Source organism: Mesorhizobium sp. M7A.F.Ce.TU.012.03.2.1 (assembly GCF_004006095.1).
In the GTDB taxonomy this organism is placed as follows: Bacteria; Pseudomonadota; Alphaproteobacteria; order Rhizobiales; family Rhizobiaceae; genus Mesorhizobium.
The window spans coordinates 1,558,864-1,573,300 of sequence record NZ_CP034779.1; the positions used below are offsets into that span (position 1 = coordinate 1,558,864).

Below are 14,437 nucleotides of genomic sequence, written 5' to 3' on the forward strand. Positions count from 1 at the left end.
TTCAGCATCGACGACTGCCCAACCCTAGTCGCCCGTCACCATGCGCCTGGCGCGAGCATGCCGCTACCGGCCGATCGGCGAATCGGCCCAATGCGCGCACGTTAGAGGCAAGATCTGTCTGGGGACGAGTCGCTCTGACCTCCCAGGGCCTTTGACGGGAGGGCCATTGCCGCCGAAAAAGCGCTGCCGCTCCCCCCACGCTCCCCGAACAACGGACCAGCGCCAGCAAGACGCCAAGATCAACGGGCGTTGCCGCTCGGCACCCTAACCCTTACAGGGGTAAGCTGGGCAAATGGGGGGCGCCGAGACAGCCGTTCGAACAGCGGTGGCCCGCTTCACGCCGCTAGGCCGGCCTTCCGCAATCCGTTGAACAGCGGATCGCCCGCTTCCCTGTGCGCATACGGGCTCATCGCGACGACATCTCGCAAAGAGAGGTTCGGCTTGAGTTTCCGTCCCATCGCTAAGGCGTGGGCAGCCTCGGATGCATGGCCAAGTTGGGCGTGAGCGGCGGCAAGCTGAAGCCAGGCGCCGTATTCCTTCTGTGGGATGTTGCCAAGGGCGGCGATCGCTTCGTCGTACCGCTCCAGGTCGATCAAGATCCCGCCGCGAATCCACCAGAACCAATGCGGTGGAAATTTGCTCCTTTGCAGCGCATCGTCGATCGCAGACAAGGCAACCTCCGGCTGGCCGGCAAATCGCATCCCTTCCGCCCGGTCGGCGCGAATCTCCGCGTCAGCGGGATTGAGATCGACGGCGCGGTTGAAGTGCATGCTCGCACGTTCGTGTTGTCCCAGCCATAGCGCGACCATCGCGTTGGCCTGCTGGACGGCTGCATCGTTGCTGTCCAGTTCCAAGGCCCTTTGCGCGGCAACGCGGGCCCCTTCCAGAGTCGATGAATCGGCATCGGCCCAGTAGCTGCCGAGGTGCCCGATTGCGAGCCAGGCATGAGCCTGGGCAAATTCCGGATCGATGGAAATTGCACGAGCGAAGAAGGGTGCAGCTTCCCTGTCGCTGGCCCGGCGGGCGACTTCTCTACCTTGCATGAAGAAGTCGTAGGCGGTCCAGCTCAACGTTGGCTTCTTGCGCAGTTGCGCTACGGCGGTGCTCATCATGTGCCCTTCGAGCGTCGCAACTATCGCCGAGACGACCTCATCCTGCACGGCGAAAATGTCGTGTGTTTCGCGGTCAAATCGTTCAGCCCAGACGTGGTTGCCAGTACCGGCGTCGATCAGCTGCACGGTAATGCGTATCCGCTCGCCCGTTTTCCGGACGCTACCTTCGACAACAAAGTTCACACCGAGATCGCGCGCAGCCAGCACGGGGTTAACGCCTTTGCCGCCAAGCTGAAACGAGGCATGACGAGCGGCTACGGAAAGGTTCTTGAACCGGGACAGCTCGGTAATGATGTCCTCGGTGATGCCATCTGACAGGTATTTCTGGCCAGGATCGCCGCTAAGGTTGTCCAGCGGCAGGATGGCTATCGACGGCTTGTTGGAAACGGGTGAGATCGTCTGGGGTGCCATTGGCATGACGCTAGGTCCGGCACGATAGACGCGGACCGGCGTGCTGATATTCTTGAGCTGTCGTTCGCCCGATTCCTCGAAGATGACATCGACCTTGCCTCGGACCTCGTCGTGAACCTTGCCGGAAATACACAGGCCACCCGGCTCTGCCAGCGCTTCCAATCTCGCAGCGATGTTGATGCCTTCCCCATAGATGTCGGCACCTTCGCCGATGACGTCCCCGAGATTGATACCTATGCGGAGCACAATGCGGCTCTGGTCTGGCAAGTCCGCATTGGCTTCCGACATCTTTCGTTGCAGCTCAATCGCCGCGGTCACCGCGTTTACCGCGCTGGCGAATTCGATGAGCACGCCGTCGCCCATGAACTTGACGATGCGGCCACCCCTTGCGCGCACCGTGGGCTGCAGGATCAAGGTCCGACGCTCCTTAAGCGTGGCAAACGTGCCTGCTTCATCGGACTCCATCAGCCGCGAGTATCCGACCACGTCGGCGACGACAATGGCGGCCAATCGGCGGGTGAAGCTTTCTTCGACCAATTTGGGCAGACCTCCGACAACCGGCTGTGGTGATGGTATTTGTGCCTGTAGGCGAAGTCCATTCCGGAGGACTAGGGTTAGCACCGCCAAATCTGCATCGAGATCCGAACGGGAGAATGCCCGGACCGTCACAGACCGGTGCCTCGCGCTGGGAGCAGCCCTGGAGGCGTGTACCGCCCACGTGGGGTGGGCTCGTCTAATCGCCTGCCGTCGCTGTCTTCGCCTATCGACAGCCATACCCTGCCCACCGCCGTAGACAGAATCCGTCGCAGTCACTCGCCGTCCTTGGCTCGTGCCTGGAACACACCAGCGCGCTGCTCTCGACAATGCCGTGGCAGACGACGCGGCTCGCGTTGATCGCCTTCGATCTGCTGTACCTAAACAGCCAAGTCGATCACCGGGTAGCGTCCGATGCTTGGGTCACGAGAAAGTTCAAGGACACATGCACATCCACGATCCGTTCGTTAGCGACATCTTATCATTGTCCGTATTTTTAAGGATCGAGAAGCTGTTTTCATCCTTCTGTCTAAGCAAGAAGCAATCTTTAAATTTCGTAACGTACTGAAAAAGCAAATCCTGATTTGTTGGACCCGTCAGGTGAACGTATTCGCAGACATATGCGTTAGAGAGCTCCGGTGGAACGAACGCCACCTTTAACTTCGGATTTTCAGCAGTGGCCCTATAAACTAACTCGGTGAAGGGTTGCGTATACCCGTCCTTGGACGGAAACGTCGTATATTCTTTCGAGGCACTGCATGAGGTGACCACGAACGCGAGAACAATGCCAGTGATCGAGCCGACCACGCTGCCGACCAAAGCCGATCGGACATCTCCGACAATGCTCTCGGTCGAAAAAAGTTTATTCAGTCGGCGACCTGTCATCTCTCTTGGGCCTATTTAGAACCAAAAGGCATGTAGATCGTTAAGTGAAGGTTGGCAAAAGCCGTCTCGACCTCAAGGACTTTCAGGTTCTCACTCGTCTGACAGCTTAGAACAAGTTCCTTTTCCAACTTGAATTGTTTTCCCGCCAACGCGTCTGCAGCGCATGCTGCCAGATTATCAGCGGACTCCTCAAGCAGTTTGCTGAACGTGTTGGCGCCCGGTCTGTCGGAGTTGGAGGCCAGCTGCTCTTGCGACCATGCCACGAAGCTGGGAGCGAACTCCTTTGAGAGAACGTCCTTCCGGATATCTCCCGGCGAGGCAATAGCGTTCCAGAGTCCGATCGCGGCAGCAGCCGCTTTCGTATCCCCGGCGAGGTCCGGAGGCAAAGAGGCGGTGAAGGAACAGAAATTAACACCAGAATCGGCGAAGACGGTCACCAGGATACGATCATCCTGATTGATTTCTGCGATTGATAGGCAGTGTCGAACTATTCGATCTGCCCTCGCGACCCCGGCGGCGCAGAACGATAGCAGCGGCGAGATCAGGAGGATCGATATAAGCCGGAAGGCCACCGCTCTCATTCAGCGTTCCTTTGATCGTTGGATTTGGACATCACCTTTTCCCATAGCAGAAATGTTGGCGAAGAGCGTGGGCCTCTTGTTCAAACGTGGATTGCTCGGACCGACCGGATCGGCCCGCCTCCCTGAGGGCGACTAGCTCGCTCGCATCCCTTGTGTGGGCCGACCCGGTTGAGACGCAATGTAATGCCTTCGACGCGGTTCTGATCCGCCCAGGAGAGGATGGCGTTGAAGGTGATCTCGCTGCTATTGTGCCAGTTCAATTCGCGGGCAACCTGCATGCCCGAGAGAGACGTAGGCCCGCCAGCTGCCTGCAGTCTGCCACCCTAACCTTTGTTGGAGTATGCCAGCCAAGCGCTTCGTCGCCGGACAAGCGGTGACACCCGAGACCACTCCAATAGGCCCATCGGCGGACCCTCGCCATGGCAGTTGCATCTGTGGGAAACTATTCCGGAAGATTGCACATAATACGCGAAAGAGTCTTGTAAAAGTCTAGAACTGCTCTGCTCTCATCTTGTACAATCGTTGCCTTATTATTGCCACCGTCGTAATAAAATAGCGTATTTCCGACATAAGCACCGTATAAATTCTTGCCGTTAACGTACCCGCAAACCACGCGCGGATTTATGCCACGGAACAACCGCGAAAACTTCGCAGAGTACGGGTCATTTAACTCCATCCCGACTGCTTCAAGCGCGGCCTTTATTTCCGGTGCCGTGAACTTTCGCGCCGAGTCGTCTACTACTTCCTGAGCGGCGCCAATCCCTCCCGTCAAAAGGACAGCTAGCAAGCCTACGTAGACTAACGTTTTCGCATTGCTGTTCTGATATTCCATAAATCTCCCCTCAAGCTAACCGCGCTAGGCGGGACATAGTCCGAGCGAGCGGGCAAATGCCGAGGCAGCGCTCGCCCAGATAACACTGCCACAATACCCTAATTTGGGGTACTCCGAATTGGGGTTTTATTGAACAGCCAGTCCCAGCACTGGCGCTTCCCTTGTCCTCACTCCGTTCTGATCTTTACCGCAAAATGATCGAGCTTCTTGTTGAAGTGCGAAAGGATGCCGGCATCACCCAGATCGAGCTGGGCAGGCGCCTTGGGCAGCGACAGACGTTTGTCTCGAAATTCGAACTGGGCGAGCGGCGCCTGGACGTGGCCGAGTTCGTCACCGTCGCGAGGGCGATCGGCGCTGACCCCGTTGAGATCATACGGGTAGCGGAATCTGAAAGTCGCTGAGCGCGCGAAATCGGGGTTGCCCTCGGTCAGTGGAGTCCCGGCGCCAGTAAAAACGGAGCCGGCCTCGGGCGAAGGGCTGGCCGCCGAACTCTCCCGGTCCAGCGCCGGCAACACGCACACACAATAGGCTAGAGCCCTACGCCGCTTGGGCTGACTTCATGAGAAATTCGATCCTGCCTTCGAAACCCGCAACGGTTTCAAGGGCAATGTTGTCGAACGGCGACCCTTGCTCTTCTATAATCGCTTGGCGTTTCAGCACGTACCGGCTGATACAGAACGCGACCATGTCCGCCAGCTGCAGACCGGGAACGGACGCCGAATCGGCAGTGATGGGGCCGCCGCCTAAAAGGAACGCCCCTCCCTTCCAGTTCTCTACCGTTGGCCCGCCGCTTTTTTCTTGGTCCATTACGAGGACCGTACCTATCCCGCTTGCTTGAAGCCGCTCGAACAAGGATAGCAGGAAGACCCGCTTGAGGCCGGCTTTGTGGCCCAGATTAACGTGGCCGAGAGCCTGTGCCTCTTGCCTTAACTGCTGGTATTGGCCCTTGGAAACGAAAATATAATAGAGCTTCGTAGGAGGCTCAGCAAGAAGGTCGCGCAGGAAGGCCAACGCTGCTATGCGATTCTCTACCGACACCTGTCGCCAGGAGCAGGACTTCGGCGGGTTCACGATCTCCGTTGCGTGAAATTCGCTCTGACCGAGCGCTTGCAGGCGATTCTGCATGGCGGCCGACAGTTTGGCGTAGTGCTCAGAAGTCATCGCAACAGCGCAGAGGATTCGTAGGCCCGGCACAAGCCAATCGTTCGGGGATTTATCGATGTCGGTATCGTCACAAAAAACGACGACACGGCCTGGCTCCGTCAAACCCTCAAGGATTTGTGAAACGTGTCCGCTCATGTTCGCTCCCTTGCGACCGCCAGCTTGTGGCCGCCCAGCTCTACCATCCAGTGCCCATCTTGCCTTTCGACCAGCGCCGTGGCTTGCAATCTCCAAAAAAAGGCCTTTCCTTGTGCTTATCTGGATACGTTGACAGCATCCGCCAAGCAACGGGTTTAGCAGATCGGGCCTGCCGAGCGCAGTGTACGGCGGTCACCCTCAAATAGGTGAATGTTGACTGACAAATCTTCGAAGTACGATCCGCTCGGCCATTTTCTCGCTACATCAGAGGGGAATGAGGTAACGCTGAGCCTTGTCGATATCGCCCGGCTAGTTGGCCCTCTGCCTTCAGAAGCACAGCGAAATCAGTTCTGGGCCAATGCAGCCGACCACCATGACTCTCGGAGCCGGCAATGGCTCGGCAGTGGATTTCATGCATTCTTCGACCCTTCTGTTTCAAGAGTTCGCTTTGTCCGCGTGGGCGCCTTGAGCTCAGACTTAGATCGGTCGGACAAGCCTTGGTCTGACAGTGAGCTAAGAACCTGTGCCGAGGCCTATCGACGGTTATGGGACGCTCAACAACGTGGCGATCGCATGAACAAGTCTTCGCTCCGCCGTGAAATCCTAGACACCGGCTTAGTGGGACGGGTGAAGGGTTCCTATGAATTTCGAATGCAGAATATATCGGCGCTTTTGGACGAACTTGGCCTTCCGTTCGTCCACGGCTATCTGCCGAGGAAGAATTTGGGTGGCCTAAAGGGTCGCCTGATCGCGATTATCAACGAGGTATGGGATCGGGCCAAGGTTCCGGAGTCTCCAACCTTCGATTCCGATGAACTCGAGACGCGAGTAGTTGCCGCCCTCGACAAGTTTCGGGCTGGCGACGGCCGCCCGCCGCCGGGTATGACCAACGTGCCACGCGCTGCAGCTTTATCAAGCCGCTTTGTTCGCGACCCGAACGTGATGGCCTGGGTTCTCAGACGATCGGGCGGATTTTGTGAAGCATGCGGCGACGCCGCCCCGTTTTGCCGGTCAGACGGTACGCCGTTTCTTGAAGTCCATCATCTGAGGCCGCTGACCGAGGGAGGGCCCGACGTCGTGGCCAACGCAATTGCCGCCTGTCCGAACTGCCACAGGCGACTGCATCACGGTGCGGATCGCCTAAAATTTAAGCGATCCGTTTTTAAACGCATCCCAGGTCTAGTGGATCATCCGGAGCGAAAGATAGGTGATGCTCTCACGACATTTGGTTAGGTCGCTGTGACGACCGCCGCGTTCGGCTTGTTCTGCTGAACCACCTTAAACCTGATTGGCTCTTGGATACTGTTCTTAGGAAAAAGTAACGTGAAACCTGTGCTGAACGGCGGCTTTGCCTTCCCCTTCTCGATATCCGTGATCGGATAATAGAGCATCACACCCCGCCCTTTTTTTCGAAGAGCCTGTAGCGCGCCGTTCGGGTCTTGCAGTTCGTCCTCGTAGGCAATGTATTCCGCAAGAGCGCGATGTTTAGGGTCGTTGTAGGTGCCGAATCTATTTTCCGTGTAAGTTCGATAAATGACCGCAAACGGGACCCCCCCGATGCGAATATGATCGCGCGGCGTCGTGCTCTGTGGCGCCATTATGAGCCAGTCTTGGATGCCTGGATCATATTTCCCAGTCTTCTCTAAAAACTCCAGCTGCAGGCGAAACGGCGGCGTGCCCTCGGCCCCTTTGGTGAACCAACGAAAGGTCTTCAAAAACTCTATCATTGCCGCTGGTGTTGCGGTTGTGAGGTTGGCGTCGAACTCTATACGCTTGGCCGAGGTCGCGAGGAGCGTATCTGTTCGGATCGCTTTACCGTCAATTAGCTTCAACAGCGCATCATGGTTATGCCGGATGTCGGCATCCTTGTCGGGAGCGAAGGTAGATTCCGACAGTTTTCCGCCGAAGTTTCTGTAGGCGATTTGGGCGTTGAACATCTTGTTGGTGGCCGTCGGTTGCAACATATGGCTTGGTACCAGAGGGGGTATTTGGAGCGGTGTGATGCGCTCTTCCAAGTTGGCGTAACGCTTGAGTTCCTCCCGGAACATTTCTTCGTCCCGACAAATTGCGCCGAACGCTTTGTAGAGATCGATGGTGCCTGCCCCGCGACCTACAGGCTCCTGGCGCCCGATAAAGAGACGAACAAGGTCGCGATATTTCGGGCGGAACCCAAACCATCGGCCCATCTGCATTAGCGTGTCAGCTGTTGCCGCCCTTCTGCGATAATAGCTGATGGTGAGGCCCTCGACCGTGTAACCACGGGAAAGCTTGGTTCCACCTACCAGAATTTTCCACACTCCGGCCTTGTCGAAATCGGGAGTGTCCGCCTTGTTCTCGTTGTTAAGCACGCGGACAGCTTCGTTGGCGTCGCCGATTTCGGTCAGGCATTCGCCGACAAACGGAGCGAGCTCCCCAAAAGTTGCGGGGAACGGAAGATCGCCAGCCTGCCTCTGCGATACCGGCTGGAAGTCGTCAGTGAAGAGAGTTTGCAGCCGAGCCTGCCCCTTCTTGCCGTCGTAGGCGGCCGACTTAAGCGTCAATCGAGCTAGTGCCGCTAGTTGGTCGTGGTCCGCGACGCGGGCGGATGAGTGCGCGAGCATCGTATGGTGGCGAAACTTAATGGTTGGGTCCTTTGACGAACGATACTTCTTAATGGCTCCGGCCAGAATGAAACTGTCGATGGCCTTCTGAAGGTTCTCGGGCTTGGTGTCGTCACCCTTCAGATCGCGAACATAGTCACGCTCATTTGGACGGGAGGTGATGTCATCGTCCCGGCCATCTAGATCATAGAAGTCTCTGACGCCCATATAGCCGTCGGGCCTTGGTAGCGAGATCATGAAATCCTTTGGGAAAAGGTCCTCCTCGTTGGAAGGATCGACGAATACATTTGCGAACGGCGTAGCCGTGTAACCCACATACTGCGAGCGCGGCAAAATCCGAAGAAGTTCCGTAATGGCATCGTTGGTCGGCGTGATCCCGTTCGTGGATGCCCGAACGTTAATCGACGCCTGGTCGGATTCGTCATCGATAATGAGCGTCGGTATTTGATCGAGCGGTGCGCCAACCCCCCGACGCTGCAGCAGTTTCAAATCGCCGAGCAGTCGTTTTAATACCGACGGATTCTTCTTAACAATTGCAATGCGCGCCTTGGCGCCTGCTAAATTGTCACGATGCCAAAAGGGCTTTTGTTGATCGGCCGCTTCGAACTGGATGGCTTCCACACCTCGGCCGAGCTTCTGATAGTCCGATTCCGGTCCTGTGAGCCGGTACCAGTCAAATGCGCCAAGAGTGGCAGGTCGTGCACCGTGGCTCAAAAATTGATCCCAATCAGCGTCGGAGACATAGTCCTTGTCGAGCAATTCCTGTCCAACCATCTCCTTGTCGATCCGGCGCTGCGTTTGCGAACGAAGCACGTCGAGCGTGCCGGCCAGCAGAATAATCAGCTTGTAGCCGGCGTCGGCCGCCTTTGCGACCACACCCGTAAAATTGGCGGTCTTGCCGCTCTGCACATAACCGACGACGATTCCTTTGGTCTGATATGCACGTTCGTCGGCGGGGTCTGCCAAGCGCTCGACGATCTTGCTCGTGCTGTCATCCAGTTGGCGGACAGAATCCTCCTGCCAACCTTGTCGCTCCAACTGCTTCACATAGGCATCCCAATAAAAAGATTGCGCCCGACGACGGGGTTCGTCGTACCAAAGCGAATGCGCTTTCGCGATCACCACTGGCGCATCGAGTGGCTTAAAGGGAAACTTCTGTTCGCAAAGCGCGGCGAACGCCCCTGAAATATCAAGCGATGTGTAAATTAGAGCCCGTCGTGCGGCGGTGTTCCGGTCAGTCGCAGCACTCCAATCCCCCCCGCTCTCATTGTCCCATCCTGCCAGTGCTCGCCGAAGGGCATTCGCGGTCTCGTCTCCTGCGGATGCGGATTCGAGATGTGCCTGCAAGGCCTCGAGGGTCGCAGACGCCTCATCGAGGTCGTTGATTTCTGCGCTTAATTTCAGCGATCGCGCGAGTGGCTTTGGACCCCTCGCCATCGCACGCAGCGCACCATTAAGAAGATCAAATAACATTCAAGCCCTCATTCACTCAGAGGGAATGACGGCGGTAAATGCCGTCGTTCCCTCTACCAATCCCATGCCTTCGACATCTATACGATAGGTGACATCGCTGATCCTGGTCGGCGCAAAACGCACCGGCAATTCGACGAAAGCTCCTGCGGTAAGCCTCGGTACGCCGTCCTCGATAGGAATGAGTCGAGCGCGATCGGCCATCCGCCTTCGCCGGCTATAGTGCACAGCATCGGCCGCTCTGAAACCGACTGCGGAGAGCTTCTCTTGGAAACCGTGTAGGTCGCCGGGCGTGATGAGCGTAGAAATCCGCTCTACGGTTTCGCCCAAAGTCTCACCGCCGGCGCCAGCGTCGACAAACCTGAGAGACAGGAGATAAAGGCGAGCATCAGCGGTTGGGGCGAGCTGATGCAATCCGTTGATCATATGGACACGGCGGGCGCCGGAGGTGGCTTTCACTTCGAACTCGGCGTCGCCGAGCCGAAAGTCGTGGCTCTGGCTGCTGGGCCCGACCCAAGCCTGAAGTCCGATTGATCCGAGAGATCGAAGGAGCCGCTCCAAGAGCCATAATTCGCCGACTAGCCCAAGCTGTCGCTCGTCGCTGAGCAAGGCCGAGGTCTGTAGAAGCGCGCGCCAATGCGACAGGCTTGTATCCAAAGCTGCTATTGGCGGGATTGAACGCTCTAGCACTGCACGGACGACGTCGACCATAAGTAAATAGAATGTCCCGAACAAACTGGTCGCGTCCGTCGATATCTCGACGCAACGTGTGCCGTCGATACGAACTTCAACCATCGTGATGTCTGTGAACGGGCTCGGCAGTACCAAAGAATCTGACGGGAGAGCCAGCGTTGCCCCGAAGCGCATGCCGCCTGGGTCGACAAAGAGTTCAAGTTTGGGATTATCGCGTACCACAACCCGCCCGGGGAGCCCGGGCTCGATGAAATCGCGTCTGACGACGTCCCAACCTGGTAGGAGCAGTGACGCGGGTTCTAGCTCCGAGGTCATAGAGCTTTGACCGCTTCGTATAGAATGGCGTTGCAGCGTTCTAGCCAATCTCTGCGCTTTGCAGAAAATCGCTCGCGGTCAAACTCATTTTCGAGAAGAAGAAAGAGTAGCATTTTGACAACCGGCAAATCAGCTACGGATGCGCGACTCGGCCCGAGCATTCTTTGCCGGTACTTCTTATTGAGGAGGATGCGATCTTCTTCCGGGTCTATGGAAAAGACGGCTGCTTTCGGCAGCGTGATCCACTCGAAGGCAATCTCTCTAACGAAAGTGTCCTTAGTAACCTTGGTCGCGGCACCCCTGCGGACAGCGGCAGGCACACCCGCGCCTGGCACGATGGGGATGTTCCCCGACGGTCGCCTCTTATTTCGATCCGTCCGATACGTTTTGCGTGCATCGTCGAGATAGTTCATCAATGTCCGGCTACCAGCTTTGGCGTTGCGGAGCGCCGGGGCTAGAGCGGCGGTCAACTGCAGTCCTGATTTCTGCACGGACACGGCACGCATCGCCGATTTAGGAAGGTCGATCGCGGCCCGGGCGAGTGAAAGCTCCACGTCGGTTTCGTCCCTACAAACGCCGAGCCAACCGCCAGCCTGTACCAATCGATCGTTGCGATAGACGTAGAAGCCTTGACCGTGTGTGCCCGTGCGACGCCCTAGTCTGAAGTTCGTTTCAGTGGCACCGGCGGGCCAGATATGGGCGTCGATCTGAAGCATGCCGACGTCGGGAACGTTCGTCGTGAAGCTTCTGGGATATCCGTCGCGACCGGACCGGACATAGGCGAAGGGGTCATGCGCGCGCACTTGCCTCGGGAAAGCGAGGATCGAATCAACGTCTTGCGCTGCCAGTGTTATCGACAGTGTGCCGGCGGAGATAAAACGATGGAAAATCAATCCGAGCTGTAACTCAAGGCGGCTTAGTAGGTCGGAAATAAACTCGTCGAAGTCCCCGTCGACGTCCAACCTTGTTAGCCGGTGCCAGACCACAAGCGTGCCGGGTGCGTTCGCACGCGGCTTGGCATATCCCCCCTCGAACACTTTTCCTGCGCTTCTTGGATCGAGCGCCTCGCAGCTCCAGTTTCTGCCGATCCCTTCCTTTGTCCAGCGGCAAGCCGAGATTTCGCTGGCCTTGCGCGTTATGACGGTCAAGCTGCTGCATTGGCTGAACGAGGCGGTCTTCAGGCCCAGTCCGTACGTCCCGAGGTCACTGTCTGCGTGCTCATTGTTGCCAGCGAACCGCATGGCGGCCTGCAACGCTGCCTCCGTCATGCCGCGTCCAGTATCTGCTATGGATACTGCGGCGATGCGGTCGCCTTGCCGATGAAAGACGATTTCGACGCTGCCGGCCTTAGAGTCGACGGAGTTGTCGATGATATCTGCTAAAGCATCGACCAAGTCGTATCCTAATCGCGCAAACGCAGTAGCCGAGCCTCCGCTATCAGGCGGCAGCGAAAAGGTCTTCAGCGTAGGAATCTCATCCAGAATCATAAAATGAAGCTAGCCCCCTCCTTGCCCGTCCAGTACCCTAGTAGAAGGCGGAGCTGCTCGCTAGTCGCTATGCAACACAACTGTGTATTGAATTAACACCGACACGAGCCAGAACTATCGCATGGCAGACAGAATTTCATCAGCCGACCGATCGAAACTGATGGGGCGTGTCCGCAGCAAGAACACCGCTCCGGAATTGGCAGTGCGGAAAGCACTACACGCGGCTGGCTTTCGATTTCGATTGCATCGAAGGGATCTTGCTGGCCGACCCGATATTGTCCTTCCGCGGTTCCGCCTGGCCATATTCGTGCACGGCTGTTTTTGGCATGGCCACGACTGCCGTCGAGGGAGACTACCCGAAGACAATGCTGAGTTCTGGGCGAAGAAGATCGACCGTAACAAGGCCCGAGACGCCGCCGCGCATGCGACACTTTCACAAGCGGGATGGATCGTCGAGACGATTTGGCAATGTGAGCTTAAGAACGGTCTAGAGCCGCTGATCGAACATCTCAGGATGCTTCGCGAGCGTCCGTAAGTGAGTTGACGAGATATGTGGCAAAATACCGTGCTAGCTTAGGGGGGACGGCGTTACCGATCATCCTCGCGACGGGGTCGATCATATTGACCGGGTGAAATACGTAGTCGTCATCGAATGATTGAAGCCGGGCGGCTTCGCGCAGTGAGATGCCTCGGACCTGGTCCATGTCGTAATGGCCGAAGCGACCGTTTGAAATGCTGTGGCATTTGGTGGTTATCGTTGGCGAAGGGCGATCAGGGCGCATGCGAGTGTAGACATCACTGAAGCAGCGATCCTGCAGTCTTGCATTCACTTTGCGATGACATTCGAGACTGAGGTCGCCATGGATGGTATTCTCCATGTAGGCGTTGGACTCGCCCGGCTTGGCGCTTGAAAGCCTCTTCTGATTGAGATCGCTGAGAGCGCGTGCCCGATGGTTCGGAATTGCATCGTGCTGCTGACCAGCGATGATCGGTGGGAGATGGCCGATAGCCTGCTCGACCGTCATTATCGGTGAAGCGGGATCTGATTCGGGTACCACTAGCTCGGCAGCAAGAAAATCAGCTAGGCACTCTTGACGGACTTTCTGCTTCAGGACCGCGACTAAAATAGAGCGCTTTCGATATTGCGGAACGCCGAACCTTGATGTGCAAACCACACGTGTCCCGGTAGCATAACCCAGACGCTCAAGCTCGGAACGGAACTCCTCCCATATTCCGCCGTATCGGGCATCTTTGATGCCAGCGACATTCTCTGAGAGCACCATTTCCGGTCGAAACTGCTGCACAAACCGAGCCGCCTCTTTGAGCAGGTTACGATCCTTATCGCGTTTGGCGACGCGGACGTCGCTCATTTCCTTTCGCGACAGCGTGGTGAAGGGTTGGCACGGCGCACATATCGCGAACAATAGCGGCACGCCCGGTAGCTTCCTGCGAAACGGCGGTATCAGCATTTCCAGGTCGGCCTGAAGCTCGGCGTGTTCGCCGACGGGATATGTCTCATCGGCTGGGAAGATGTCACGCTGAAGATAAACCGGAGGCTTCTCGTCCCAACTTCTGTTGAGGTTGTTCTCGACAAAAGTTTTGCGACAGAATCCCTCTTTGTCTATCCCAGCAAGAACATAGCCCCCAGCATCGATCAAGCCGCGCGTTGTACCACCCGCACCACAGAAAAAATCGACAGCAAGAAACGCAGGCCGTTTGACCACTTGCGTCGAATCCGTTGCGATGGGATTGGAGCTGATACTATCTACTGACTTGGCCTCTCTGGCAGCTTTTCGACGCTTGCTCAGGCCCATATGCTTGAACCGCCCGGCAGATGTCGAAACTTCTGCACCACGCCGGAGCCGAGATTCTCGAATGCTCCGTCCGTTGCGGCGAATGACCATGACACCTCCAAGTGGCGAGAGTTATACTCGGCGACGGGTGCGGCGCAATAAATATTGTGCACCTCTTTAAGTTACTGAAAGGCAGTAGCTCTTGCCATCCCGGTGTGTCGGCGAATCAACAGGTTTAGAGGAGGTATCCTATCCACAAAGTTACCTCTTACCAAGCGTCCGGAGGCCGCAAGGTATCAACCGAACTCATAACGAACATTCCGATGTGGTGCTTTTGACGCAGACTCGGTGACGCCCGACCACCGTCAAAATCCCCGGCGCGCTCCCCGGCGCCAGATAGCAAAAAGGCCCGGTTACCCGGACCC

Annotated in this window: 11 protein-coding genes; 3 read left to right on the plus strand and 8 right to left on the minus strand. The window is 57.0% G+C overall.

Annotated features, from left to right (window positions below; all coding sequences use genetic code 11):
* Positions 1–335 precede the first annotated feature (335 nt).
* The 3 genes from EJ079_RS07535 to EJ079_RS07545 all read right to left on the minus strand — a co-directional run bounded on the left by EJ079_RS07535 (position 336) and on the right by EJ079_RS07545 (position 4,355).
* Positions 336–2,060: an adenylate/guanylate cyclase domain-containing protein gene (locus EJ079_RS07535; protein WP_127808639.1), complete on the minus strand. Its 1,725-nt coding sequence runs from the start codon at positions 2,058–2,060 to the stop codon at positions 336–338.
* A gap of 893 nt (positions 2,061–2,953) precedes the next feature.
* Positions 2,954–3,523 carry a hypothetical protein gene (locus EJ079_RS07540; protein WP_127808640.1) on the minus strand — a complete coding sequence of 190 codons (570 nt, stop codon included), beginning with the start codon at positions 3,521–3,523 and terminating at the stop codon, positions 2,954–2,956.
* A 442-nt stretch (positions 3,524–3,965) separates the two neighbouring features.
* Positions 3,966–4,355, minus strand: a complete 390-nt coding sequence (locus EJ079_RS07545; protein ID WP_127808641.1) for a hypothetical protein — start codon at positions 4,353–4,355, stop codon at positions 3,966–3,968.
* Between the two features lie 194 nt (positions 4,356–4,549).
* On the opposite strand from EJ079_RS07545, the gene EJ079_RS07550 reads away from it, so the two are divergent.
* Entirely contained in the window at positions 4,550–4,756 is a 207-nt protein-coding gene (locus tag EJ079_RS07550; protein WP_127808642.1) for a helix-turn-helix transcriptional regulator, read from the plus strand.
* Positions 4,757–4,892: 136 nt separating this feature from the next.
* Here the strand turns inward: EJ079_RS07550 and EJ079_RS07555 are convergent, their stop codons facing one another.
* Entirely contained in the window at positions 4,893–5,654 is a 762-nt protein-coding gene (locus tag EJ079_RS07555; protein WP_127808643.1) for a DUF3800 domain-containing protein, read from the minus strand.
* Between the two features lie 210 nt (positions 5,655–5,864).
* Between EJ079_RS07555 and EJ079_RS07560 the strand changes: the two genes are divergently transcribed.
* A complete protein-coding gene (locus tag EJ079_RS07560) occupies positions 5,865–6,887 on the plus strand; it encodes an HNH endonuclease signature motif containing protein (protein ID WP_127808644.1) in 1,023 nt (340 codons plus the stop codon).
* Here EJ079_RS07560 and EJ079_RS07565 read toward each other — a convergent pair.
* From EJ079_RS07565 to EJ079_RS07575, 3 genes are read right to left on the minus strand one after another with little or no spacing between them, the layout of a single operon-like run.
* Entirely contained in the window at positions 6,884–9,727 is a 2,844-nt protein-coding gene (locus EJ079_RS07565) for a Z1 domain-containing protein (RefSeq protein WP_127808645.1), read from the minus strand. The genes EJ079_RS07560 and EJ079_RS07565 overlap by 4 nt on opposite strands.
* Positions 9,728–9,739: 12 nt before the next feature.
* On the minus strand, positions 9,740–10,732 hold the full coding sequence (locus tag EJ079_RS07570) for a PD-(D/E)XK motif protein (protein WP_127808646.1): 993 nt from the start codon (positions 10,730–10,732) through the stop codon (positions 9,740–9,742).
* Positions 10,729–12,126 (minus strand): ATP-binding protein, encoded by a 1,398-nt coding sequence (locus EJ079_RS07575; RefSeq protein ID WP_164873746.1) that lies wholly within the window; start codon positions 12,124–12,126, stop codon positions 10,729–10,731. Before EJ079_RS07575 ends, EJ079_RS07570 begins: the two co-directional genes overlap by 4 nt.
* A gap of 214 nt (positions 12,127–12,340) precedes the next feature.
* Here EJ079_RS07575 and EJ079_RS07580 point away from each other — a divergent pair, with 214 nt between their 5' ends.
* The gene (locus EJ079_RS07580) at positions 12,341–12,754 is read left to right on the plus strand and encodes a very short patch repair endonuclease (protein WP_127808648.1); all 414 of its coding nucleotides are present in this window, start codon (positions 12,341–12,343) and stop codon (positions 12,752–12,754) included.
* Here the strand turns inward: EJ079_RS07580 and EJ079_RS07585 are convergent.
* Entirely contained in the window at positions 12,729–14,123 is a 1,395-nt protein-coding gene (locus EJ079_RS07585; protein ID WP_127808649.1) for a DNA cytosine methyltransferase, read from the minus strand. The genes EJ079_RS07580 and EJ079_RS07585 overlap by 26 nt on opposite strands.
* Positions 14,124–14,437: the final 314 nt, after the last annotated feature.